The organism is Streptomyces sp. LHD-70, assembly GCF_031157275.1.
Classification (GTDB): Bacteria; Actinomycetota; Actinomycetes; order Streptomycetales; family Streptomycetaceae; genus Streptomyces.
This window is the reverse complement of record NZ_JAVIFW010000007.1, coordinates 236,160-259,305: the sequence shown is the minus strand read 5'-3', so window position 1 is coordinate 259,305 and position 23,146 is coordinate 236,160. Positions and strand designations below refer to the sequence as shown.

Annotated in this window: 23 protein-coding genes and 3 pseudogenes; 15 read left to right on the top strand and 11 right to left on the bottom strand. The window is 71.5% G+C overall.

Annotated elements, in window-relative coordinates; genetic code table 11:
* Positions 1–18: 18 nt before the first annotated feature.
* A complete protein-coding gene (locus RCO28_RS16120) occupies positions 19–909 on the bottom strand; it encodes a universal stress protein (protein WP_308941810.1) in 891 nt (296 codons plus the stop codon).
* A 206-nt stretch (positions 910–1,115) separates the two neighbouring features.
* On the opposite strand from RCO28_RS16120, the gene RCO28_RS16115 reads away from it, so the two are divergent.
* From RCO28_RS16115 to RCO28_RS16100, 4 genes are all read left to right on the top strand, one after another.
* Positions 1,116–2,078, top strand: a complete 963-nt coding sequence (locus RCO28_RS16115) for a TerC family protein (RefSeq protein WP_308941809.1) — start codon at positions 1,116–1,118, stop codon at positions 2,076–2,078.
* 9 nt (positions 2,079–2,087) lie between these two features.
* Complete coding sequence (locus RCO28_RS16110; RefSeq protein ID WP_308941808.1) at positions 2,088–2,354, top strand: hypothetical protein; 267 nt, start codon at positions 2,088–2,090, stop codon at positions 2,352–2,354.
* A 255-nt stretch (positions 2,355–2,609) separates the two neighbouring features.
* Complete coding sequence (locus RCO28_RS16105) at positions 2,610–4,247, top strand: BCCT family transporter (RefSeq protein WP_308941807.1); 1,638 nt, start codon at positions 2,610–2,612, stop codon at positions 4,245–4,247.
* Between the two features lie 258 nt (positions 4,248–4,505).
* The gene (locus RCO28_RS16100; RefSeq protein WP_308941806.1) at positions 4,506–5,684 is read left to right on the top strand and encodes an FAD-dependent oxidoreductase; all 1,179 of its coding nucleotides are present in this window, start codon (positions 4,506–4,508) and stop codon (positions 5,682–5,684) included.
* 104 nt (positions 5,685–5,788) lie between these two features.
* On the opposite strand, the gene purU (RCO28_RS16095) is transcribed toward RCO28_RS16100, so the two are convergent.
* Complete coding sequence (purU, locus tag RCO28_RS16095; protein ID WP_308941805.1) at positions 5,789–6,661, bottom strand: formyltetrahydrofolate deformylase; 873 nt, start codon at positions 6,659–6,661, stop codon at positions 5,789–5,791.
* A gap of 299 nt (positions 6,662–6,960) precedes the next feature.
* On the opposite strand from purU (RCO28_RS16095), the gene RCO28_RS16090 reads away from it, so the two are divergent.
* On the top strand, positions 6,961–7,821 hold the full coding sequence (locus tag RCO28_RS16090; protein ID WP_308941804.1) for a bifunctional methylenetetrahydrofolate dehydrogenase/methenyltetrahydrofolate cyclohydrolase: 861 nt from the start codon (positions 6,961–6,963) through the stop codon (positions 7,819–7,821).
* A 62-nt stretch (positions 7,822–7,883) separates the two neighbouring features.
* Positions 7,884–9,008 (top strand): aromatic ring-hydroxylating dioxygenase subunit alpha, encoded by a 1,125-nt coding sequence (locus RCO28_RS16085; protein WP_308941803.1) that lies wholly within the window; start codon positions 7,884–7,886, stop codon positions 9,006–9,008.
* 37 nt (positions 9,009–9,045) lie between these two features.
* Here the strand turns inward: RCO28_RS16085 and RCO28_RS16080 are convergent, their stop codons facing one another.
* A complete protein-coding gene (locus RCO28_RS16080; protein ID WP_308941943.1) occupies positions 9,046–9,759 on the bottom strand; it encodes a 2-phosphosulfolactate phosphatase in 714 nt (237 codons plus the stop codon).
* A 263-nt stretch (positions 9,760–10,022) separates the two neighbouring features.
* Between RCO28_RS16080 and RCO28_RS16075 the strand changes: the two genes are divergently transcribed.
* Entirely contained in the window at positions 10,023–10,862 is an 840-nt protein-coding gene (locus tag RCO28_RS16075) for an aminoglycoside phosphotransferase family protein (RefSeq protein WP_308941802.1), read from the top strand.
* A gap of 17 nt (positions 10,863–10,879) precedes the next feature.
* On the opposite strand, the pseudogene RCO28_RS16070 reads toward RCO28_RS16075, so the two are convergent.
* Positions 10,880–11,113, bottom strand: a pseudogene (locus RCO28_RS16070) (FGGY-family carbohydrate kinase); the annotation flags it as partial.
* On the opposite strand from RCO28_RS16070, the pseudogene RCO28_RS16065 reads away from it, so the two are divergent.
* The 3 genes and pseudogenes from RCO28_RS16065 to RCO28_RS16055 all read left to right on the top strand — a co-directional run.
* Positions 11,110–11,317 (top strand): annotated as a pseudogene (locus tag RCO28_RS16065) (rhamnose ABC transporter substrate-binding protein); the annotation flags it as partial. The pseudogenes RCO28_RS16070 and RCO28_RS16065 overlap by 4 nt on opposite strands.
* Before the next feature lie 113 nt (positions 11,318–11,430).
* Positions 11,431–12,462, top strand: a complete 1,032-nt coding sequence (locus RCO28_RS16060; protein ID WP_308941801.1) for a LacI family DNA-binding transcriptional regulator — start codon at positions 11,431–11,433, stop codon at positions 12,460–12,462.
* Positions 12,463–12,583: 121 nt separating this feature from the next.
* A pseudogene (locus tag RCO28_RS16055) lies at positions 12,584–12,772 on the top strand (gfo/Idh/MocA family oxidoreductase); the annotation flags it as partial.
* A 56-nt stretch (positions 12,773–12,828) separates the two neighbouring features.
* Here RCO28_RS16055 and RCO28_RS16050 read toward each other — a convergent pair.
* Positions 12,829–13,671: a SigB/SigF/SigG family RNA polymerase sigma factor gene (locus RCO28_RS16050; RefSeq protein WP_308941800.1), complete on the bottom strand. Its 843-nt coding sequence runs from the start codon at positions 13,669–13,671 to the stop codon at positions 12,829–12,831.
* A gap of 290 nt (positions 13,672–13,961) precedes the next feature.
* On the opposite strand from RCO28_RS16050, the gene RCO28_RS16045 reads away from it, so the two are divergent.
* A complete protein-coding gene (locus RCO28_RS16045; protein ID WP_308941799.1) occupies positions 13,962–14,987 on the top strand; it encodes an NAD-dependent epimerase/dehydratase family protein in 1,026 nt (341 codons plus the stop codon).
* A gap of 146 nt (positions 14,988–15,133) precedes the next feature.
* Here the strand turns inward: RCO28_RS16045 and RCO28_RS16040 are convergent, their stop codons facing one another.
* From RCO28_RS16040 to RCO28_RS16020, 5 genes are all read right to left on the bottom strand, one after another.
* Positions 15,134–15,778 carry a carbonic anhydrase gene (locus tag RCO28_RS16040; protein ID WP_308941798.1) on the bottom strand — a complete coding sequence of 215 codons (645 nt, stop codon included), beginning with the start codon at positions 15,776–15,778 and terminating at the stop codon, positions 15,134–15,136.
* A 69-nt stretch (positions 15,779–15,847) separates the two neighbouring features.
* Complete coding sequence (locus tag RCO28_RS16035) at positions 15,848–16,309, bottom strand: hypothetical protein (RefSeq protein WP_308941797.1); 462 nt, start codon at positions 16,307–16,309, stop codon at positions 15,848–15,850.
* A gap of 105 nt (positions 16,310–16,414) precedes the next feature.
* On the bottom strand, positions 16,415–16,993 hold the full coding sequence (locus tag RCO28_RS16030) for a hypothetical protein (protein WP_308941796.1): 579 nt from the start codon (positions 16,991–16,993) through the stop codon (positions 16,415–16,417).
* A 157-nt stretch (positions 16,994–17,150) separates the two neighbouring features.
* Positions 17,151–17,894, bottom strand: coding sequence for a chitinase (locus RCO28_RS16025; protein ID WP_308941795.1), 744 nt, complete (start codon positions 17,892–17,894; stop codon positions 17,151–17,153).
* A gap of 127 nt (positions 17,895–18,021) precedes the next feature.
* Complete coding sequence (locus RCO28_RS16020; RefSeq protein ID WP_308941942.1) at positions 18,022–19,353, bottom strand: phosphoribosyltransferase; 1,332 nt, start codon at positions 19,351–19,353, stop codon at positions 18,022–18,024.
* A gap of 365 nt (positions 19,354–19,718) precedes the next feature.
* Between RCO28_RS16020 and RCO28_RS16015 the strand changes: the two genes are divergently transcribed.
* The 4 genes from RCO28_RS16015 (at position 19,719) to RCO28_RS16000 (ending at position 22,189) form a co-directional block, all read left to right on the top strand.
* Positions 19,719–20,465 (top strand): protein phosphatase 2C domain-containing protein, encoded by a 747-nt coding sequence (locus tag RCO28_RS16015; protein ID WP_308941794.1) that lies wholly within the window; start codon positions 19,719–19,721, stop codon positions 20,463–20,465.
* Between the two features lie 70 nt (positions 20,466–20,535).
* Positions 20,536–21,642, top strand: coding sequence for a CapA family protein (locus tag RCO28_RS16010; protein ID WP_308941793.1), 1,107 nt, complete (start codon positions 20,536–20,538; stop codon positions 21,640–21,642).
* 71 nt (positions 21,643–21,713) lie between these two features.
* A complete protein-coding gene (locus tag RCO28_RS16005; protein WP_308941792.1) occupies positions 21,714–21,869 on the top strand; it encodes a DUF6131 family protein in 156 nt (51 codons plus the stop codon).
* 113 nt (positions 21,870–21,982) lie between these two features.
* Positions 21,983–22,189 carry a DUF2180 family protein gene (locus RCO28_RS16000; protein WP_308941791.1) on the top strand — a complete coding sequence of 69 codons (207 nt, stop codon included), beginning with the start codon at positions 21,983–21,985 and terminating at the stop codon, positions 22,187–22,189.
* An 83-nt stretch (positions 22,190–22,272) separates the two neighbouring features.
* Here RCO28_RS16000 and purU (RCO28_RS15995) read toward each other — a convergent pair whose 3' ends face one another.
* Positions 22,273–23,124, bottom strand: coding sequence for a formyltetrahydrofolate deformylase (gene purU, locus RCO28_RS15995; RefSeq protein WP_308941790.1), 852 nt, complete (start codon positions 23,122–23,124; stop codon positions 22,273–22,275).
* Positions 23,125–23,146 lie beyond the last annotated feature (22 nt).

Below are 23,146 nucleotides of genomic sequence, written 5' to 3'. Positions count from 1 at the left end.
GAGAGGTCATAGAGGCGGTCACAGGCCCGAGCGCACGACGGCCACGGGGCAGTGCGCGTGGTGGAGGAGGGCCTGACTGACCGAGCCGAGCAGCAGTCCGGTGAAGCCGCCGTGTCCACGCGCGCCGACCACGACCAGCTGGGCCCGACCGCTCGCCTCGATCAGCACGGGTCGCGTACGGCCCCGCACCAGGCTCGGGCGCACGGTCACGTCGGGGTAGTGCTCGCGGAGCCCGGTGAGTGCCTCGGCGAGCAGCCGTTCCTCCGTCGCCCTCAACTCGTCGATGTCACCGAGTAGTTCGAGCACGTCCACCGGGCTGCCCGGCACCATCTCGCCGTGGTCGCTCCAGGTGGTCCACGCGTGCAGCGCCTCAAGCCCGGCGCCCCGCAGCGAGGCCTCGGCGAACGCGAAGGACAGTGCCCCGCGCCCCTGCGGCGAACCGTCCACGGCCACGAGCACCGGACCGTCCCGCACCTCCCGACCGCGTACGACGAGAACCGGGCAGTGGGCGTGCGCGGCCAGCTGAACGGCCGTCGACCCGAGCAGCAGGTGGGCGAAGCCGCCCGTGCCCCGCTCGCCAAGCACCACCAGCTGGGCGGTACGCGACTCCGCCTCCAGGGCGCCCACCGACTCACCGGCGATCACCGCGTGCCGCGTCACCACCCCCGGAGCCGCGCGCCGGGCCCGGCCCGCGGCCTCCGCCAGGAGCGCCTCGACCGATTCCTGGACGCCTCCGGTGGGCGGGCCGAGGACGGACGAGCCGGGCGGTACGTGCATCGCGGGCCACAGGAAGGCGTGCACCACCCGCAGCTCCGTGTCCCGCAGGAGCGCCTCCCGGGCCGCCGTCTCCACCGCGGCCCAGGCCGACGCGGAGCCGTCGACCCCGACCACCACCGGAGGGGAGCTCACCACGCCTCTCCTTCACCACAGCGCGTACGTGCCCTCCTCCCAGCTTCGTACGAGCGGTGGGCCCGCGCACCCGATCGCGCCCGGCCCCGCACGCGACCGAGTCCGGCCCCTCCCTGTACGGCATCCGGCCGCGCCGGAAGCGGCGGTGTGCCGCAGACTGTTGTACAAGCGCCGATGCGCCGTCGGTTCCCGGGAGAGTGGCCGGTGTGCTCGAAGTCCCGCTCTGGCTATGGGGTGTGTTCGCCGCGACCGTGGTGGTGTCGTTGGCGGTCGATCTGCTGGCCCACCGCAGCGCACATGTCATCGGATTCAAGGAAGCCGCCGCCTGGAGCGGACTCTGGGTCGGCCTCGCGCTGATCTTCGGCGGAGTGGTCTTCCTCGTACTCGGTACGACGGCGGGGACCGAGTACACGACCGCCTGGCTGCTTGAGAAGAGCCTGTCGGTGGACAACCTGTTCGTCTTCGCCGTGATCTTCGCCTACTTCAAGGTGCCCCGCGCCTACCAGCACCGCGTCCTGTTCTTCGGCGTCATGGGCGCGCTCGTGTTCCGCGCCGTGTTCCTCTCCCTCGGCGTGGCCGTGGTCAGCAGGTTCACCGCCGTGCTTTACGCCTTCGCCGCCGTCCTCTTCTACAGCACGTACAAGCTGCTCAAGGATGAAGAGGACTCGTTCGACCCCGGCCGCAGCTTCGCGGTCCGGGCCCTGCGGAAGATCGTCCCCGTACGCGACGAGTACGCCGGTGCGAAGTTCTTCGTGAAAGAGGCCGGGAAACTTGTGGCCACGCCGCTGCTCGCGGTGATCGCGGCCATCGAGGCGGCCGACCTGATCTTCGCCGTCGACAGCGTCCCGGCCGTTCTCGCCGTCAGCGACGACGCGTTCATCGTCTACACCAGCAACGCCTTCGCGATCCTCGGCCTGCGCGCGCTGTACTTCCTGCTCTCCGGCCTCCTCGACCGCTTCCACTACCTGAACACCGGGCTCGCGGTCATCCTGTCCTTCATCGGCGTCAAGCTGATCCTTCAGGCCTCGCACAAGCTGATCAGCCCGGCCATCCCGGAGATTCCGTCCCCGCTGAGCCTCGCGGTCATCGTCGTCGTCCTGGCCGTGTCCATCGTCCTCAGCATCCGCCGGCCGCCCGCGCGGGCCCCGGATTCCGGTGATTCGGATTAACATTAAAAAATGGGTAAAGAACAGCATGAGACGGGCCCGCAGGGCGAACTGCTGTGCCCGGTCTGCAAGCAACACGTGGGCTTGATCGTCAAGAGGCGCCACAAGACTCTCGGCGCCTACGTACCCGTCTGGGCCACGGGCCCCTGCCACAACCCCGACTGCCCGGAGTACCTGGAGCCGCACGAGCACGCGGAACACACGCAGCAGACGCAACAGGCGGCACGCGCGGAGCAGGCGGCGCGCGCGGAACGGGGTGAGCCGCAGAAGAACGGCTGACCCTCCGGTTGGCGCGGGGTGCGACGCCTGGCAGGGGAAGGGCTGTTGCGCGCCGTCCGCCGGAGCCGGGGCTCGTACGGAGCACGCCCACGCGGCCGAGGCGAGGCCGGCCGTCCGGTGTGAGCGAGGCGTGCGCGAGGGGTTGACGTGCCGTGAGCCGGACGGGACTGTGTTGCGCATTAAGCGCACTGTTGCGTGTAACGCAATTCGTGGTGCGCTGCGAGAGACCCCGGCACCCCTCCCGGAAGGCTTCGGATGAGCAATGCGACGACGGAGAAGAAGAGTGCGGACGGGGCGCGGTCGGACCCCGCGGTCCTCTATCTGTCCGTGACGCTGGCGGCCCTGTTCGTGGCCTGGGGGGTCTTCTTCACCGACAACCTCGCCCGCGTCGCGGACGCGACCCTGGGGCGGATCATCGAGAACTTCGGCTGGCTCTTCGTCCTGGCCATCGCCGGATTCGTCCTCCTCGCCGTCTCCCTGGCCCTGAGCCGGTTCGGCGACATCCGGCTCGGAAAGGACCACGAGCGACCGGAGTTCCGTACCGCCTCCTGGGTCGCGATGATGTTCAGCGCCGGCATGGGGATCGGCCTGATGTTCTACGGGGCGAGCGAACCGGTCATGCACGTGTCCAGCCCTCCGCCCGGCACCGCCGAGGCGGGCACGCAGGAGGCGGCCCGCGTGGCCCTGGAGTACTCGTACTTCCACTGGGCGATCCATCCGTGGGCGCTGTACGGGGTCGCGGGGCTCGTGCTCGCGTACTTCGGATTCCGCAAGGGCGGCAGCAACCTGATCAGCTGCGCCTTCCGGCCGCTGATCGGTGACCGGGTGGACGGGCCCCTGGGCAAGTCGATCGACATCCTCGCGATCTTCGCCACGCTCTTCGGCTCCGCCGTGTCCCTCGGCCTGGGGGCGATGCAGATCAACAGCGGGCTCAACGCGGTCTGGGGCATCGGCAGTTCCACCGCCCTCGCCGTCTCGGTCATCGCCGTGCTGACCGTGCTGTTCGTGCTCTCCGCGCTGTCCGGAGTGCACCGCGGCATCCAGTGGCTCAGCAACGGCAACATGGTGCTCGCCGGCGTCCTCCTCGCGTTCGTCTTCGTCGCGGGCCCCACGGTGTTCATCCTCAACAGCCAGACCGAGGCGCTCGGTGGCTATCTGGCCTCGCTCCCGGAGATGAGCTTCAGGACGGGGGCCTTCGGCGGCGGCGAATGGCTCTCGGGCTGGACCGTCTTCTACTGGGCGTGGTGGATCTCGTGGACGCCGTTCGTGGGCATGTTCATCGCCCGCATCTCGCGCGGCCGCACGATCCGGCAGTTCATCTTCGGAGTGATCCTCGCGCCGAGCCTGGTGAGCGTCGTGTGGTTCGCGATCCTCGGCGGTACGGCGATGAACCAGGAGTTGCACGGCGGCGGGCTGTCCGAGGCCGTCGCCGCGGGGGAGGAGGCGGGCCTGTTCGCCACGCTCGCGAACCTGCCCTGGTTCCCGGTCACTTCCGTGGTCGTGATCATCCTGGTCGGCCTGTTCTTCGTCAGCGGGGCGGACGCCGCGTCCCTGGTGCTCGCGACGCTCTCCTGCCGGGGCAGCGCGAACCCGAGTCGGGTCGTCGTGATCCTCTGGGGTGCGCTGACCGGCCTTGTCGCCGCGGTCCTGCTGCTCGCGGGCGGTCTTGAGGCGGTCAAGCAGGTGGCCGTCATCGCGGCCTTCCCGTTCCTGTTCGTGATGATCGGTATGTGCGTCTCGCTGGTGAAGGCCCTGCGAGCCGAGCCGCGCCGCGAGCGTTCCCCGGAACCGGCGAGCGCGCAGGAGGGTGACGAACTGCCCGACGGGCGGCCCGACGAACAGCCCGCCCCCGTCGCGACCGGAGTCCTGGCGGGCTCGCACACGGACGACTGAGCGCCCGGCCGGAGCGGACCTTCGAGCCCGAACACCCCGTGACCAGCGGGGAGTTCGGGCTCGACGGCTGTTCCCTGACCGCCGCTCGCCAGGAGCCTCCGTCGCCGTCCCGAAGTGGCCGTCCCCGGCGCCTGGATCTGCCTTGACAGGGGGTGGAGCCACCTCCAGACTTGTTGCGTAAAGTGCACAGCGTTTCTCAATGTGCAACAACCTGCATGGTTGACCCCACCACCCGCGCACACCTGCCGGAGGTTCCGCATGAACACCGTGGCCGTCGTCGGCGCCTCACTCGCCGGACTCTCCGCCGCCCGCGCCCTGCGCGCCCAGGGCTATGACGGGCGCCTCGTCCTCATCGGGGACGAGCCCCACCGCCCCTACGACCGCCCGCCGCTGTCGAAGGAGTTCCTCAAGGGCTCGATGGGCGAGGCCGACCTCTCCCTGGAGTCGGACGACGAGGACCTCGGTGTCGAGTGGATCCTCGGAACCCGTGCGGACGGCCTCGACCTCGGGGGGCGTACGGTCCGGCTCGCCGACGGCCGCGGTGTGCGGGCCGACGGCGTGGTCCTGGCCACCGGCTCGTCCGCGCGCACGCTTCCCGGCAGCGAGGGCCTCGCGGGCGTGCACGTCCTGCGCACCCTCGAAGACGCCCGGGCGCTGCGCGACGACCTGGCGCGCGGTGGTCGGCTCGTGGTCGTCGGCGGTGGCTTCGTCGGAGCCGAAGTTGCCTCTACCGCACGGCAGTTGGGGCTCGACGTGACGTACGTCGTGTCCGGTCCGGCGCCTCTGGCAGGCCCGCTCGGACCGGCCATGGCGGCAGCCCTCGTCGGCGTGCACGGCGACCACGGGGTGCGCGTGCTGTGCGGCACCGGGGTGCGCGGCGTGACCGGCGGCGAGCGGGTGGACGCCGTCCTCCTGGAGGACGGCCGCAGCATCCCGGCCGACATCGTCGTCGCGGGTATCGGGGCGACTCCCGGCACCGACTGGCTCGTCGGCTCGGGCGTGGAACTCTGGAACGGTGTGCTCTGCGGGGCCGACGGCACGACCAACGTCCCGGAGGTCGTCGCGGTCGGGGACTGCGCGTCCTGGTACGAGCCGGCCCTCGGTGCGCACCGTCGGATCGAGCACTGGAGCGGCGCCAACGAGCGGCCTGCCGCCGCCGTGGCCGCACTGCTCTCCGGAGGCACGGCGTCGATCGCCCCGCCGCGCCCGCCCTACTTCTGGTCCGACCAGTACGGCGTGCGGATCCAGTTCGCCGGGCACGGCGCGCAGGCCGACAGCGTGACGATCGAGGACGGCAGCCCCGACGACCGCAGCTTCCTCGCGGTCTACCGGCGGGCGGGCGCACCCGTCGCGGTCCTCGGCGTGAACCGGGCCAAGCAGTTCACCCGTTGGCGGCGGCAGCTCGCCACCGCGGTGGCGGGGGCCGGGCTGGTGTGAGCGCGGCGGCGCCGCCCCCGTGAGCACGGCGGCGGCGCCCCGCCACACGTCGATACCCCCGCGCGTCCGCTGCGGGGGTATCGACGTGTCTGCCGGGGGTGCGGTCAGCGGAAGACCACGGTGCGGTTGTCGTTGATCATGACGCGGCTCTGGCTGTGCCACTTCACGGCGCGGGCGAGGACCTGAGCTTCGACGTCCCTGCCGAGCGCGACCAGGGCGCCGGAGTTCTGCGCGTGGTTCACGCGGGTCACGTCCTGCTCGATGATGGGGCCCTCGTCGAGGTCGGGCGTGACGTAGTGCGCGGTGGCCCCGATGAGCTTGACGCCGCGGTCGTGGGCCTGGACGTACGGCCGTGCGCCCTTGAAGCTCGGCAGGAACGAGTGGTGGATGTTGATCGCCCGCCCCTCCAACTGCTTGCAGAGGTCGTTCGACAGGATCTGCATATAGCGGGCCAGGACCACCAGGTCGATGTCCAACTCGCCGACGAGTTCGAGGAGTTGCGCCTCCGCGTCCGCCTTGGTCTCGCGCGTCACCGGGATGTGGTGGAACGGGATCCCGTAGCTCTGCGCGAGGGGTTCGAAGTCCCGGTGATTGGAGACGATCGCCGGGACTTCGATGTTGAGCGCGCCGGTGCTCTGCCGGAAGAGCAGGTCGTTCAGGCAGTGGCCGAACTTCGACACCATGATCAGTGTGCGCGTCGGCGTCGACGTGGAGTGCAGCTGCCAGGAGATCCCGTACGCCTCGGCCACCGGGCCGAAGCCGGAGCGCAACTGCTCCAGTGACGCGTGCGGATCCGATACGTCGAAGTGGACGCGCATGAAGAAGCGGTCCTGTTGCCGGTCGTCGAACTGCTGGCTCTCCTGGATGTTCCCCGAGTGCTGGACGAGGAAGCCGGTGACAGCGTGGACGAGTCCGGCCCGATCGGGGCACGAGAGGGTCAGGACGTACTCGCCGCCGGGGTTCGGGCGCAGGGACACTGGGGCCTCCTAAGATGCGTAATGCGCAACGCCGTGTTTGATACGCAACATGGTCGGGGTCGCGCGGCGTTGCGGTCAAGAGCCTTCGCCAACCGTGGTTATCAAGGGGTACTCACCCTTGACACGCCCTTTGGGCCGCTGCACTGTTTGTTGCGTAACTCGATGCGCAGTGCGTATTAAGCAACACCCGCATGCGACACCTGCATCGCAACACCTGCATCGCAACACCCGCATCGCAACACCCGCATCGCAACACCCGCATGGCAACACCCTCCTTGGCGACAGGAAAGGTGATCCACATGAGCGCGAACACCCTGGACGGCCGTGCCACCGCGGCCGCCATCCGCGCCGAACTCGCCGGGCGCGTAGCCGCCTTGGCCGAGCGCGGCGTCGTACCCGGACTCGGGACGGTGCTGGTCGGCGACGACCCCGGCAGCCGCGCGTACGTGGGCGGCAAGCACCGCGACTGCGCACAGGTCGGCATCGCCTCGATCCGCCGAGAGCTGCCTGCCGACGCCACCCAGGCGCAGGTGGAGCAGGTCGTCGACGAGCTCAACGCCGACCCGTCGTGCACCGGCTACATCGTCCAACTGCCGCTCCCGCGCGGGCTCGACGCCCATGCCGTACTGGAGCGGATGGACCCGGCGAAGGACGCGGACGGGCTCCACCCGGTGAACCTGGGCCGGCTCGTCCTGGGTGTCGACGGTCCGCTGCCCTGCACGCCGAGGGGCATCGTCGAACTGCTGCGGCGCCACGACGTACCGCTCGCGGGCGCGCGCGTCTGCGTGATCGGGCGTGGCGTCACCGTGGGACGGCCCATCGGGCTGCTGCTGACCCGCAGGTCGGAGAACGCGACGGTGACGCTGTGCCACACCGGGACCAAGGCCCTCGCCCAGCACGTGCGCGAGGCGGACGTCGTCGTCGCGGCGGCCGGTTCTCCCGGTCTGATCACCCCCGAGATGGTCAGGCCCGGCGCCGCTGTCCTGGACGTCGGCATCACCCGCACCGACGAGGGGCTGCTCGGCGACGTGCACCCGGACGTCGCCTCGGTGGCCGACTGGGTCGCGCCGATGCCCGGCGGCGTCGGCCCCATGACCCGCGCGATGCTGCTCGCCAACGTCGTGGAGGCGGCCGAACACGCAGCCGGACTCGCTGCCTAGGCCCCCGGTACTCGTAGAGATCTTCTCAACTGCCCGTCCAAGCTGCTCCTTTGAGGTGAACGATGACCAGTGCCGGACTTCCGGAGAGCCTGATTCCGACTCTCCCCGGCGAGCACTACACGGACCCGGAGATCTTCCGGCTCGAGCAGGAGCGCATCTTCGAGACGATGTGGTTCTGCGCCGCCCGCTCCTCGGACCTGGGCAGGCCCGGCGCGTACAGGACCGTGGACGTCGGGCGCGAGAGCGTGCTGCTGACCCGGGCCCGGGACAACTCCGTACGCGCCTTCTTCAACGTGTGCCGGCACCGGGGCGCGAAGCTGTGCACCGAGGAGTCGGGTGAGGTGCGGCGCTCGTTCCAGTGCCCGTACCACGCCTGGACGTACGACTTCGAGGGCAAGCTGATCGCGGCGCCGAACCTGACGAAGATGCCGGACGTGGGCCGCACCGAGTACGGCCTGGCGAAGGTGTCGGTGCGGGAGTGGCTCGGCTATGTGTGGGTGTGCCTGGCCGAGGACCCGCCGTCGTTCGAGGCGTCGGTGGTCCAGGACGTGGTGGCGCGCCTGGGGGACGCCGAGTCCATCGGCGGGTACGACATCGAGAACCTCGAGGTCGGCGAGCGGATCGTCTACGACGTCAAGGCGAACTGGAAGCTGATCATCGAGAACTTCATGGAGTGCTACCACTGCGCCACCATCCACCCCGAACTCACCGAAGTCCTGCCGGAGTTCGCCGACGGCTTCGCCGCGCAGTACTTCGTGGGACATGGCGCGGAGTTCGGCGACGACGTCAAGGGCTTCACCGTCGACGGCTCCGAGGGCCTGGACCGTATCCCGGGGGTCTCCGAGGACCAGGACCGGCGGTACTACGCGATCACCGTGCGGCCGCAGGTGTTCATCAACCTGGTGCCGGACCACGTGATCTTCCACCGGATGTACCCCGTGGCCGCGGACCGGACCGTCGTGGAGTGCGACTGGCTCTACCTGCCGCACGTCCTGGAGAGCGGCAAGGACGTCAGCCGTTCCGTGGAGCTGTTCGACCGCGTCAACCGCCAGGACTTCGACGCCTGCGAACGCTGCCAGCCGGCGATGAGCTCCCGTATGTACGCCAAGGGCGGCGTCCTGGTGCCCAGTGAGCACCACATCGGCGAGTTCCACGAGTGGGTCCAGGAACGCATCGCCGGACAGTAGGCGCCCCGCCGCTGCCGGTCCGGGCGGTTCCCCGCGCCTACGGGTGTACGGCGGCGGGGCCCGCCGGGTGTACGGCGGCGGAGTCCGCGGCCCGGAGGACCATCAGCGTGTCCTCCTGGGCCGCCACCAGGGCGAAGGGGAACCGGTCGAGTTCGAGGCAGAGCGCGACGTCGTCGGGGTGGACCCCTTGCCGTACACCCTCCGTCAACTCCGTGGCGGCGCGGGACGTGGCGGCGCGGCGGAGGAACGGAGCCGCGTCCGTCACCGCCTCGTCGGCCCGACCGGCGATGTACTGCGCGCACGCCAGATCCTCGTCGGCCCTCCCGCCCTCACCGGTGACCACGAACGTGACCTTGTCGCACCCGCGGGCGCGCAGGAGCCGGGCCGTCGCCTCCGCCACCACGAAGCCGGCGCACAGCACAAGCGACGCCTCCTTGACCGCGAGGGCGCCGACCGTCCCCGCCGTCGTCTTCTGCACCACGGTCCGTCCGCCGAGGTCGGTCGACCGCAGCAGGCCCGGCGAGTTGACGGCGTCGAACCCCGGCGCGGCCGGACCGTCCTTGAGCGCCACCCAGTCCGGGTGCCGGGCCTTGAGCGCCAGGGCCTCGTCGAGGGACGCGGCGAGCACGATCTTCTCCGCCCCCTGCGCGAAGGCCCAGGCGGCGACTGTGTAGGCACGCATGACGTCGACCACGACCGCCACGGACGGGGGTGCGGTCAACTCGTCGATGGCAACGAAGCGGGCGTCCATCCGGTCATGATCGCGCATGCCGTAGCCCGACTACCTGTGGGGGAGCGGGCGAGGACCGCGGTGAACGCGACCCGCGTCTCGAATCGGCCAGGGTCTCGCTGACCGCAGCCCGGGCACTCGGCGCCGACAGGTGCGTGGCCTGGCGGTTCGCCGAAGTGGGTACGTTCCTGGAACGCGTCGGTGAGGGCATCCTCGACTCGGCGGGACGCCGGCGCGCGCTCCTGGAAGAGAACGGCTGAGGTGGAGGGAGGGGCCGGGCGACGATGCGGGCCTCGGACGTCTCACGTGCGGTGGCCGCGGCCACCTCGGTCGCCGCGTCACTCGGCCTGACGGCCGACGACGCGACCGTGCTGCACGACTCGAACAAGCTCACCCTGCGGCTGCTGCCCTGCGACACCCTGGCCCGGGTGGCGCCCGCGGCGCAGCAGGTCGCACAGTTCGAGGTCGACCTCGCCCAGCGGCTGGCTGGAGCCGGGTGCCCGGTCGCCGCTCTCGACCCTCGGGTGGAGCCGCGCGTCCATGAGCGGGACGGCTTCGTCGTCACCCTGTGGACGTACTACGAACCCGTGGCGCGTCCCGAGATCCCCCCGGCCGCGTACGCCGACGCGCTCGCCCGGCTGCACGCGGGAATGCGCCAACTCGACGTATCCGTACCGCACTTCACGGAACGCGTCGACGTGGCCCTGCGCCTCCTGGCGGACCGTGACCGGACTCCCGCGCTCGCCGACGCGGACCGGGAGCTGCTCGCCGACACCCTGCGGGACCGGACGGGCGTCATCGTCGAGCGGGGCGGCGCCGAGCAACTCCTGCACGGCGAGCCGCACCCGGGCAACCTGCTCGGCACGCGGAACGGGCCGCTGTTCATCGACCTGGAGACGTGTTGCCGCGGGCCTGTCGAGTTCGACCTCGCGCACGCACCCGTGGAAGTCGGCGCGCACTACCCGGGGGCGGACCGGGAGGCGCTGCATGCCTGCCGGATCCTGGTGCTCGCCATCGTCGCCACGTGGCGCTGGGACCGGGACGACCAACTCCCGGACGGGCAGCGCCTCGGCGCGGAGTGGCTCGCGCAGATCCGAGCCTCCGTGGACGGCGACGGACCGTAGGCCGGGCCGAGTTCCGCTCAGCCGAGCCGCGACGCCGCCGACGACCAGGACGAGGAGTTCCCGGCCGGGACGTCACGGCGCAGTGGCTGGGTCTCGGCGAGGAGGCGACGCATCGCGGGGAGGTCGCCGACGAGGCCCTGTGCGCGGGCCTGGACGAGGATGTTGCCCAGTGCGGTGGCCTCGGCGGGGCCCGCGACGACCGGCAGACCCGTGGCGTCGGCGGTCAGTTGGCAGAGCAGGGCGTTGCGGGAACTTTGAGCTCTGGGACCCGGCCCAGCTCGGAGCCCTCGCCGCCCACACGGCCGTCGCCCTGGAGTCGGGCCGGATCTCCGGCAAACCTGGGGGCCTACCGGGCCGGTGACATGGGCGAGTTCACCATCGGCAAGGACGGTGTGGTCAACCTCGGCAAGCCGACGGTGCTCGACGCGGACAACGTCGACGACTACGACTTCTGAGCACCTCCTTCGATGCCGCGCGAGGCGTTCCACCTCGACTGATCCGGAACGGGAGCGGCTAGCGTGAACCCCCCTGTCTCCCGTTCCGCCTTCTCACCAAAGGAAAGTTCCCGATGGCTCAATCGGTGGGTATCAAGGACGTCGCGAAGGCCGCCGGGGTGTCCGTCGGAACGGTGTCGAACGTCATCAACCGCCCGGACGTGGTCGGCCCCGAGACCCGGACCCGCGTGCTGTCCGCGATCGAGCAGCTGGGATACGTCCGCAGTGAGTCGGCACGGCAACTGCGGGCGGGCCACAGCCGCATCATGGGCCTGGTCGTCCTCGACATGGGCAACCCCTTCTTCGTCGACGTGACCCGCGGTGCGGAACGGGCGGCACGGGCCGTCGGCCTCGGCGTGATGACCTGCAACAGCGCCCAGAGCCAGAGCGAGGAGGCCGAGTACCTGTCCCTCTTCGCCGAACAGCGCGTCCGCGGCGTCCTGTTGACCCCCGCCGACGCCACCGGCCGCAACATCGAGAACTTCCGCCGCACCGGCATCCCGTTCGTCCTCGTCGACCGGGTGGCGCAGGACGCCGAGGAGTGCTCCGTCTCCGTCGACGACGTCACCGGCGGCACCCTCGCCGTACGCCACCTCCTGGAGGCCGGACACCGCTCGATCGCCTACGTCAGCGGATCCGAGACCCTCAACCAGGTACGGGACCGCCGCACCGGTGCCCTCGCCGCGCTGCGCGAAGCCGGGCACGGGCCCGAGGCGCTGCGTGAACTCTCGGGCGACCGTCTGGACGTCGCCGCCGGACGGGACGCCGGCTCCCGGCTGCTCGGCATGGCCGACCGGCCCACCGCGGTGTTCTGCGCCAACGACCTGCTCGCCCTGGGCGTCCTCCAGGCCATGTACGCCGCGGGCCTCCGGGTCCCCGAGGACGTGGCGATCGTCGGCTACGACGACATCGAGTTCGCCTCGGCGGCCGCTGTCCCCCTGACCTCGGTACGGCAGCCCGCCGTCGCCATGGGAACCCTGGCCGCCGAGCTGCTCCTCGAAGAGATCGACGCGCTGGGCCGCGACGAGCCCCACCGGCACCGGAACGTGGTGCTGCAGCCCGAACTCGTCGTCCGCAGATCGACGTTGGCCTCCCGGGGCCGGTAGGCGCCGCGTGGCCTGGCCCGGGCAGGTCAGGCGAGCACGGACGTCACCTCGTACCGCCCCGGGGCCGGCCGGTACGACGCCACCTTGTCCGCGAAGCCCAGGGACGTCACGCCCTCGGGGCCGCGTCGTCGAGGCGGTCAGGACCGCACGCGAACCGAGCGCCCTTCCCGCCGAGGCGTGGAGCATCCGGCCCGGCGGCACCGACGGCGCCGTCCGCCGTGTCGTGCACGGCATCGACGGACTCGTCGCGGCCGGCGCCGACACCCTCACCGGCTACGCCGAACTGGGAGCGCCCTGGGCCCGGTGCTGATGTCCGGCGCCAGGCAAGGCCGACGGCCGGCCCCCGACCGGCACCGGTCTCCCCGCTCAATCGGTGCGGCAGCACTGCTCGTCCCCGCCGCCCGCGACCTCCTCCCGTACGCGCGAGCAGGTCTGCGCGAGGATCCGGCACACCTGCATCTGGGAGACGCCGATCTCCTCGGCGATCCGGCTCTGCGTCTGGCCCTCGAAGAACCGCAGATAGAGGATGGTCCGTTCCCTGAGCGGCAGGTGCCGGATGCTGGACCCGGCCGCGAGCCGGTCCACGACGAGGTCGTACGAGGGGTCGGGGGTGCCCAGAGTGTCGGCCAGGGAGACGCCGTCCTCACGGTCGGGTTCCGCGTCGAGGGAGAGCGCGCTGTAACTGCTCAGCGCCTGCTGGCCCTCCTGGACGTCCTGCTCGGAGAGGCCGGTGTGCCGGGCCAGCTGCCGGATGGTCGGCTCGGGGCTGCCGGGCCGCTGGGACAGTTCGCGGTGCGCGACGCGGACCGTGTTGCGCAGATCCTGGATACGGCGGGGCACGTGCACGTCCCAGGTGTGGTCGCGGAAGTGGCGGCGGATCTCGCCGCTGATCGTGGGCACGGCGTACGGCTCGAAGGGGCCGCGGCGCGGGTCGTAGCCCTTGATGGCCTTGAGCAGGCCGAGTGCGGCGATCTGCTGGAGGTCCTCGAGGGCCTCGCCCTTGCCGTGATAGCGGCCGGCGATGCGGTGGGCCATCGGCAGCCAGGCCTCGAACAGTTCCTCGCAGAGCGCGTCGTGCTCCGGCCCCGGGGCGAGGCCGTGGAGGCGGGTGAAGGCCTGGTGGGTGTCCGGGGCGTCGTCGTGCCGGCGCCGACGGGAGCGCCGGCGGGTGCCAGGCCGTCCTGCCTGGGCAGATCGGTCGGTGAGCATGAGCATCCGCTCCTCAACGCTGCGGCCGGAGGGGCGCGAGGAACAGCGCGGGGACCCGGCTGAGACTCCGGGGGCGGCCGGCCGTTCCCGATCGCGCTCTCGTCCGAAGCACAGGTCGTCTCTCCTAGCCATTGTCCTCCGCACGCGCCGCACCGCGAGTCGTGCGCTCCAGGACGCTGCAGGACGCTCCCGGGCGCCTCTGAGGCCTCCCCTACGGGCCCCACGCGTGTGCGCGGCGCTCGTACGGGAACCCGGCGTGTGCACCGGCTGCGGAACGGGAGGACGGGACCATGAACACAGCAAGCGCCCTGCGGGTCGCCGTCACGGGCGCCACCGGCAACGTCGGGACGAGCCTGGTCGGGGCCCTCGCCGAAGACCCCCGGGTCGGCTCGGTCCTCGGCATGGCACGCCGTGTCCCGGACTGGTCGCCCCCGAAGACCGAGTGGGCGGCCGTCGACCTCGCCGCGGAGGACGCACTCGGCGACCATCTGCGCGGCGTGGACGCGGTCGTCCACCTCGCCTGGCGCTTCCAGCCCACCCGCAACCCCGCGCTGACCTGGCGGACCAACGTCCTCGGCAGCCTGCACCTCTTCCGGTCCGTGCTGGCCGCGGGCGTGCCGACGCTGGTGCACGCCTCGTCCGTCGCCGCGTACTCACCCGGCCCCAAGGACCACGCCGTGGACGAGTCCTGGCCGACGCACGGCTGGCCGGAGGCCGCGTACTGCCGTGAGAAGGCGTATCTGGAACGGGTGTTGGACGCGGTGGAGCAGCAGCGCCCGGAGACCCGGATCGTACGGATGCGGCCCGCGTTCCTCTTCAAGGAGCAGTCGGCGAGCCGGCAGCGCAGGCTGTTCGCCGGTCGCTTCGTCCCCGGCCCGCTGGCCCGCCCCGAACGGCTGCCGCTGCTTCCGGACATCCCCGGCCTACGGGTGCAGGCCCTGCACACGGACGACGCCGCCGAGGCCTACCGGCTCGCCCTGCACTCCGATGCGCGCGGCGCGTTCAACCTCGCCGCACAGCCGCCGCTCGACGCGGAGACCCTGGCCGAGCTGTTCGACGCCCGTCTGGTCCGGATGCCGTCCCAGGCCGCGCGCTCCACCCTCGCGGCGGCCTGGGGCCTGCATCTCGTACCGGCGTCTCCGCAGTTGTTCGACGCGGTGCTGCGGCTGCCGCTGATGGACTGCGGACGAGCCCGCGACCGGCTCGGCTGGCGACCCCGGCACACCGCGATCGAGACGGTCGAGGAGCTGCTGCACGGACTGCGCCACGGCGCGGGCGGACCGACCTCGCCGCTGGCCGGCAGCAAGGTCGGCTGATGGCCGGGGACACCGGGACACACCGGGTCTCACGGCCCGCAGCTGGACGGTCACCGACCTCGGTGACCGTCTCGACACCGACCCCTGGGAAGGGCTGGCCCGCCACCGGTACGGCCTGACGGAGGCGGGCCGGCGTCCGCGCGCGCTCAGGCCGCCTTCGTGACCGAATCGCTCAGGCCCCGGGAGGCGATCAACTGCGCGGTGCCGTCCGAGAGTTGGTACGCGAGGCCCACCACGGCCACCTGCCCCGCCTCGACCCGCTCCGCGAGGAGGTGGGAACGGTCGAGCAGCAGGTCCACCGTGCGCCGGATGTGCTCGTGCAGGATCTCGCTCTCGCTCGTCCGCCCGGCCGCCCGCGCGGCCAGCACGCTCGGCGTCACGCGCTCGACGACGTCCCGGACGAAGCCCTCCGCCGCCGCGCCGTCCTCCACCGCGGCACGGGCGGCGGCGACGGCGCCGCAGGAGTCGTGTCCGAGGACCACGACCAGCGGAGTGCCGAGCACACTCACCCCGTACTCGATGCTGCCCAGGACCTCGTTGCCCAGGACCTGGCCGGCGGTGCGGACGACGAACAGGTCGCCGATGCCCCGGTCGAAGATGATCTCCGCGGCGAGGCGGGAGTCGGAGCACCCGAACATCACCGCGAACGGGCTCTGCCCCGGCGCGGTCTCGGTGCGGCGTGCGGCGTCCTGGTTGGGGTGCGAGGGCGCCCCGGTCACGAACCGCTGGTTGCCCGCCATCAGCATCTCGAAGGCGGCATCGGGAGTCGTCGGTGCAAGCGCGTCAGTCATGGGCTCAGCCTACGATCCGCCTTCGGCGGCAGGTCAGGGAGGTGTGCGCCTCTTCGTCTCCGGGCCACGTCAGTCGATGTGCGGGGCGGGCTCACGGCCCGTGTCGGTGCACAGCGCCCAGATGACGAAGACCGCGAGGGCGATGGTCACCAGGGACCAGATCGGCTGGTACGGCAGCCACAGGAACTGCAGCAGTACGACCAGCGCCGCGATGGTCACGCCGAGGGTGCGGGCCCAGGCGGCGCCTTTCAGCAGTCCGGCGCCGGTGATGAAGGCGATCACACCGACGACCAGGTGGATCCAGCCCCAGCTGGTCAGGTTGAGCTCGAAGACGTAGTCGCCGAGCCGGGCGTACACGTCGTCCTTGGCGATGGCCGAGATGCCGGCGATGGCGGAGAACATCCCCTCCAGCATCAGCAGGACACCGGCGAACATGACACCGCCCGAGGCGAGCGCGTTGCTCTCCTGGTGGCCGTGCGGGTGCTCCGTGTGGGCGTGCGGGTGGGACGGGTGAGGCGTGCTTCCGGACATGTCTTCCTCCTGCCCTCCCCCGCGTCGTACCGGCAGATCAACACTCGACGCTCCACCGGCACCTCGCAACCGCGGTCGGGGGGGGGGCGGGGTCAGGCGCGTGCCTCACGGTTCGCCCTGCGGGCCCGGTAGTGCCGGAGGTGTTGCCGGGCCGATCGGGGGTTGGGGCTGGGGCGGCACCGACTCGACCAGGACGAGGGCGCTGGAGGGAATCGCGGCGCGCAGCTCCAGCAACTCGACCAGGGCGGTGTGCAGTCGCTCGACTCCTTCGTACGCCTCGTGCGCGAGGACGAGGCGGGCGCGGGTCTCCAGGCGCTGCCAGGCGTAGCGGCGACGGAGGTTGGCCATCTGCCGTGCGTCGGCGCGCAGGAACGTGGACCCGGCGGAGAAGCCCGCCGAGAGCAGGGCCAGGATCGCCGCCGGTACCCGCGCTCCGGCCGAGGCGAGCCCCGCTGCACCGGAGATCCCGGCGAGCACGGCGGCCGGAAAGCCGAGACAGATGTACGTGGCGTTCCACAGCTTGCTGCGCCGCTGCGCCCTGCGTGCCCCGATCCGGGCCTCGGCCGCGATCTTCTCGACCTCCTGGGCGAGATGCCGCATCCGCCCGCCGACTTGCCCGCCGACTTGCCCGCCGACCTGTCCGCCGACCTGTCCGCCGGCGGGCGGCTCCTCTTCCGCGGTCATGTGCCCCTCACCCCCGGTTTCGGCGCCCGGAATCCTATCAACTCCCCTGTGTTCAGGGGGAGTTAGGGAGGGCTGGGAGCGGTGGTCACGCGCGGATCCGGCCGGGCGCGGTGCCCGGCCGGATCCGTACGCGGCGGCTGCGCGCCAGGGGTGAACGTCAGCAGGTCAGGTTGTCGCCCGGCGTGGTGCCGAGGATGCCGGTGATGCGCTTGTAGTTGTCGACCCTGCTCTGCACCTGGCCCGGGTTGCCGCCGTCGCACTCCAGGCTGCCGTTGATGGCGCGGATGGTCTCGCCGAAGCCCGCGCCGTTGACCATCGCGTCGTGCGGGGTCATCGTGCCGGGGCCGGACTGGGTGTTCCAGTACCAGAGGCCCGTCTTCCAGGCGACGGCCGAGTCCTTCTCCACCTTCCACGGGTCGTTGAGCAGGTCGATGCCGAGGGCGTCACCGGCGGCCTTGTAGTTGAAGTTCCAGCTCAGCTGGATCGGCCCGCGGCCGTAGTACGCGGCCTGGCCCGCGGGGCAGCCGTAGGGCTGGTTCGCGTCGCAGTAGTGGGGGTAGTTGTCCTCGTTCTGCTCGACGACGTGCACCAGGCCGCCGGTCTCGTGCCCGACGTTGGCGAGGAACGCGGCGGCCTCCTGCTTCTTGACCGTGTCGCTGCCGGTGTTGGCGAACGCCGGGTACGCGTCGAGCGCGGCGGTGAGGCCCTCGTACGTATAGAAGGCGTTGCGGTTCGGGTAGATCTGCTCGAACTGCGCTTTGCTGACGATGAATTCGGCTGCCTTGCCCTGGTCGGCGTCGGGCTTGACCTGGGCGGCCTGCGAGGTCATGGGCATGACAATGAACAGTGCGCAGGCGGCCATGAGCGAAGCCAGCGCGGCCACGATGCGAGTCCTCGACATCGGTGACTCCCTTGCGGTGGGGGCTTGTGGGGGTGGCCGCACTCAACCGCATTGGTCTGTACCATGTCAACAGGACGTGCGAGGTCAACTTCCCTCGTACACAAGGAGATTGACGCCCGGATGATCGCTACGGCGTCACGATGTGGACCGGCCCCGGACGGTCGCCCGCCGACGTCAGGTGCCGGATGAACCAGTCCCGCGCGAGGTCCGCGACCTGGTCGAGGGCTCCGGGCTCCTCGAAGAGATGGGTGGCCCTCGGGACGATCTCAAGCCGGTTCTCGCAGTGCAGTTCGGCCTGCGCGGCCCGGTTGAGGTCGATGACGAGCGAGTCGTCGCCACCGACGATCAGCAGGGTCGGCGCCTCCACGTCGCCGAGGCGGGGCGCGGCCAGGTCGGGCCGGCCGCCGCGCGACACCACCGCGCCGACCGCCGCGTCACCCGCGGCGGCCCGCAGTGCGGCGGCGGCACCCGTGCTGGCGCCGAAGTAGCCGATGGGCAGGGACTCGCGCTCGCGCAGCCAGCGCGTCGCGCCGAGCAGCCGGTCCGCCAGGGTGTCGATGTCGAAGACATTGCGGCGGTCGCCCTCCTCGTCCGGGGTGAGCAGGTCGAAGAGGAGCGTGCCGAGACCGGCGTCGCGCAGCGCCGTCGCCACCCAGCGGTTGCGCGGGCTGTGCCGGCTGCTGCCCGAGCCGTGCGCGAACATCACCACGGCCTCGGCGCCCTCCGGCAGCGCGAGGTCCCCGGCGAGCCGGACCGCCCCGGCGTCCACCACGACCTCCAGCTCCTCCGCGACCTCGACGCCCACCCCGGTCACATGCGGGTGGGCCGCCGCGGCCCGGGACAGCAGGGCGATCACCTCCTCGTCGGAGGTCTGCGAGAAGTCCCGGTACCACTCGCCCACGGACCCGAACAGGTGCGGCGCGGACAGGCACACCACCTCGTCGGCCACCGCACGCATCCGCTCCGCCGTGTCCGCGGGCGCCGTCGGCACGGCGAGGATCACCCGGGCCGCGCCCTGCGCCCGTGCGACCCGGCAGGCCGCCGCGGCCGTCGCGCCGGTCGCGATCCCGTCGTCCACCACGACGGCCGTACGCCCCTCGACCCGCACCCGGTCCCGCCCCTCGCGGTACCGCACGGCCCGCCGCCGCAGCTCCAGCCCCTCGCGCTGCTCGACCGCCGCCATCTGGTCCGCGTCGACCCCGGCGTGCCGCACGATGTCCTCGCTCAGCACCCGCACGCCGCCCTCGCCGATCGCCCCGAAGCCCAGCTCCGGCTGGTGGGGGACACCGAGTTTGCGTACGACGATCACGTCGAGCGGGGCGTCGAGAGCTCGGGCCACTTCAAACGCCACCGGCACTCCGCCCCGTGGCAGACCGAGCACGACGGGCCGCTCGCCCTTCAGGTGGCGCACTGCCTCGGCGAGGCGCCGCCCCGCATCCTCACGGTCGTGGAACAGCATGGCTGCTCGCCCCATCTCAGCGGGTCCCGGCGGGCACACGCACCCGCCCTGCTCTTTACCCGTACCCCCGGCCTGACTCCGTTCACGGCGAATGGCACACCGGAAGCGCGGGCGCCCTCCAGGGGCGCGGGGCTGTGACATGTGCGGCTCCGCCGCGGGGCGCGACCAGCCACGACGGCGAGAAAGCCGAACGACGGCAAGGGAAGCCCCTCCGGCGCATGAGGAGCCGGGGTCCGGGGGCGGAGCCCCCAGGGGGTACCCCACGACCACCCGCACAACACCCGCTGAGCCCCCAGCCGCCCGCGGGGCGACAATGGAGTCGAGACCGCGGAACGCGCCCGCCGGTGCGGAGAGGCGGGAGGAAGATGCCGTATGTGACGGTCACCGCCCTGAGCCACCCGGGGCTCATGCGCGAGCACAACGAGGACAGTCTGGCCGTCGGGCCGTGGACGCTGTGCGCCACCGTGACGGAGAACCCGCAGACACTGGGGTTCCCGCTCGGCACGCCGCTGGTCGTCGCGGTCGCCGACGGCATCGGAGGCCAGCCCGCCGGGGAGGTCGCGAGCAGCCTCGTGGTCCGGCACCTGGCCTCGCTCGGAACCACCCTGGACAGCGAACAGGCCGTGAAGGACGCCCTGAACGTCTGCAACCGCTCCGTGTACGCGGCCGCCGACGGAGACCCGCATCTGACGGCCATGGGGACGACGGTCGCGGGCGTCGTCGTGCTCGAACGGGACCTGCTTGTGTTCAACGTGGGCGACAGCAGAGTGCTCGACGTGACGAGCAGACACGAGATGCTGCACCGACTCACCGTCGACGACAACCCGCCGATGCCACCGGGCCGGCGCACCACGTCGGTGCTCACCCAGGCGCTCGGCGGCGCCCCGAGCTTCACCGCGATCAGCCCGCACGTCAGCACCCGACCGCTGAGCACCGGCGAGCGCTACCTGGTCTGCACCGACGGCCTCACCGACCCCGTGCAGGAGGACCGCCTGGACGCCGTGCTGCGCAGCAGCGACGGCGGACGGGCCGCCTTCGCGCTCTGGAAGTCGGCCATCGACGCGGGCGGCCCGGACAACATCACCCTGGCGTTGATCAGCGTCGTGGACTGACCGCCGGTCCCGGTGGCAGGGGCGCGGCGACCGACTGGCAGGGGTGCGGCCGACCGACGGAGGGCCCGCAATGATCACGCTGTTCGTCTGCGGCGACGTCATGCTGGGCCGCGGCGTGGACCAGATCCTGCCGCACCCCGGCGACCCCGAACTGCGCGAGGGCTACGTGCGCGATGCCCGCGACTACGTCAGCCTCGCCGAGGCCATCGCCGGACCCGTGCCGCGCCCGGTCGACTTCGCCTGGCCGTGGGGCGACGCCCTGGAGGTCCTGGACGCCGCCGCGCCCGACGCCCGCCTCGTCAACCTGGAGACCAGCGTCACGAGCGCCGGCAGGTTCGCCCCCGACAAGGCCATCCACTACCGCATGCACCCCGCCAACCTGCCCTGCCTGACGGCCGCCCGGCCCGACGTCTGCGTGCTGGCCAACAACCATGTCCTCGACTTCGGCCGCGTCGGCCTCGCCGACACCCTCGACTCGCTCGCCGACGCGGGACTGCGCACCGCGGGCGCGGGCCGCGACGCCACCACGGCCGAGCGGCCCGCGACCGTCCCGCTCGACCCGAGCCACCGGCTCCTGGTCTTCGCCGTCGGCATGCCCTCCAGCGGCATCCCGAACGACTGGGCGGCGGGCGAGGGCCGCAGCGGGGTGAGCTTCGTCGCCGGTACCTCCACCGCTGCCCGGGCCCAAGTCGTCGGCCGGGTAAGGAAGTTGAAACAGGCCGGGGACCTCGCGGTGGTCTCGGTCCACTGGGGCTCCAACTGGGGTTACGACGTGACCCGGGACCAAGTCGCCTTCGCGCACGCCCTGATCGACGCGGGCGCGGACCTCGTCCACGGCCACTCCTCGCACCACGTCCGCCCGCCGGAGGTGTATGCCGGGCGACTCGTCCTGTACGGCTGCGGCGACCTGATCAACGACTACGAGGGCATCACCGGGTACGAGCGCTACCGCGACGACCTGCGGCTCCTCCACCTCGTCTCGCTCGACCCGGACACGGGCCGGCTGATCCAACTGCGCATCGTCCCGCTGCAGGCCCGCCGGATGAGCCTGAGCCGCGCCTCGGCGGAGGACCACCGGTGGCTCGGCTCGCTCCTCGACCGGATCTCCGAGGGCTTCCGGCCGTGCGTCACGTCCGACCCGCGCGGCCTCATGCTCGTGCCGCGGTCCGAGGACTGACGGCATGGACGCCGGTGCGGCCCGGTGGCGTCGGCGCATACTGGAAGTGACTCCGAGGTGTGGAGGCGGAAATGATCATTCTCGGATTGATTCTGCTGGCCATCGGCCTGATTGCCGGCATCTCTCTGCTCACGACGATCGGCGTGGTTCTGGTCGCCATCGGGGCGGTTCTCTGGCTCCTCGGAGCATTCGGACACGCGGTCGGCGGTCGGCCGCACTTCTGGTAGGCAGGCAGGGCTCTGCTGAATTGAGTACGGATCTCTCGGGCCGGACACATCAGAACGGCCCGAGAGTTCTGTCCCCCCGCGGGACGTCTTCGGGTAGGAGGAGCGTGGTGGGCATGAACTGCTACGAATGCGTCAACCAGGGCCTCACCTCGGACGCGGTCGCCGTGTGCCGACTGTGCGGCGCCGCCGTCTGCACGGCGCACGTCCGTACGGAGCCGCTCCAGATCCGCGAGGCGGCCAACCCCGGCAAGGTCGTCCACGACCGCCCGGCCCGGCAGTTGACCTGCGTGGTGTGCAGCGCGGCGGAGGAATCACGCTGATCCCCGGAGGGGCTGGTCCTTCAGCCCGCATGGCTGAGTGCCGGCACGCTGCAGCGTGCCGGCACTCAACGGGGTGCGGGCCCCTACCGAAGGACCACGGTCCGCCTCCCCTGCACGAACACCCGGCCCTCGCAGTGCCAGCGGACCGCGCGGGCAAGCGCCGCCGACTCGGCGTCGCGGCCGATCGCCGCGAGATCCTCCGGGGTGTGGCTGTGGTCGACCGGGTTGACCTCCTGGGCGATGATCGGGCCCTCGTCGAGGTCCGCGGTCACGTAGTGCGCGGTGGCGCCGACGAGTTTGACGCCGCGGTCGTGTGCCTGGTGGTACGGCTTGGCGCCCTTGAAGCTCGGCAGGAACGAGTGGTGGATGTTGATCACCCGACCGGCCAGGTGCCTGCACAGGTCGTCGGAGAGCACCTGCATATAGCGGGCCAGGACGACCAGGTCGACCTCGAACTCCTCGACCAGGGAGAGGAGTTGGGCCTCAGCCTGCGGTTTGTCCGCCTTGGTGACCGGCACGTGGAAGAACGGGATGCCGTGCCAGTCGACGAGCCCCTCGTGGTCGCGGTGGTTGGAGACGACCGCGACCACGTCGATGGGCAGATCCCCGCTGCGGGTGCGGAACAGCAGGTCGTTGAGGCAGTGGTCGTACTTGGACACCATGATCAGGACACGGCGCCGGGTACTGACCGGCTCCAGGTTCCAGCGCATGGCGAGCGGCGCGGCCACGGCCTCGAAGTCCCGGCGCATCTGCTCCGCCGTGGAGCCCCCGCCGGGCGTGGAGAACCGCACCCGCATGTAGAAGTGGCCGTCACGGCGGTCGCCGAACTGCTGGTTGTCGATGATGTCGCTGTCGTGCTCGACGAGGAACCGCGAGACGGCGTGGACGATGCCGGGCGACTCAGGGCAGTCGAGGGTGAGGACGTGTTCGGTCATGGCCTCAGCAATCTCGGGATTC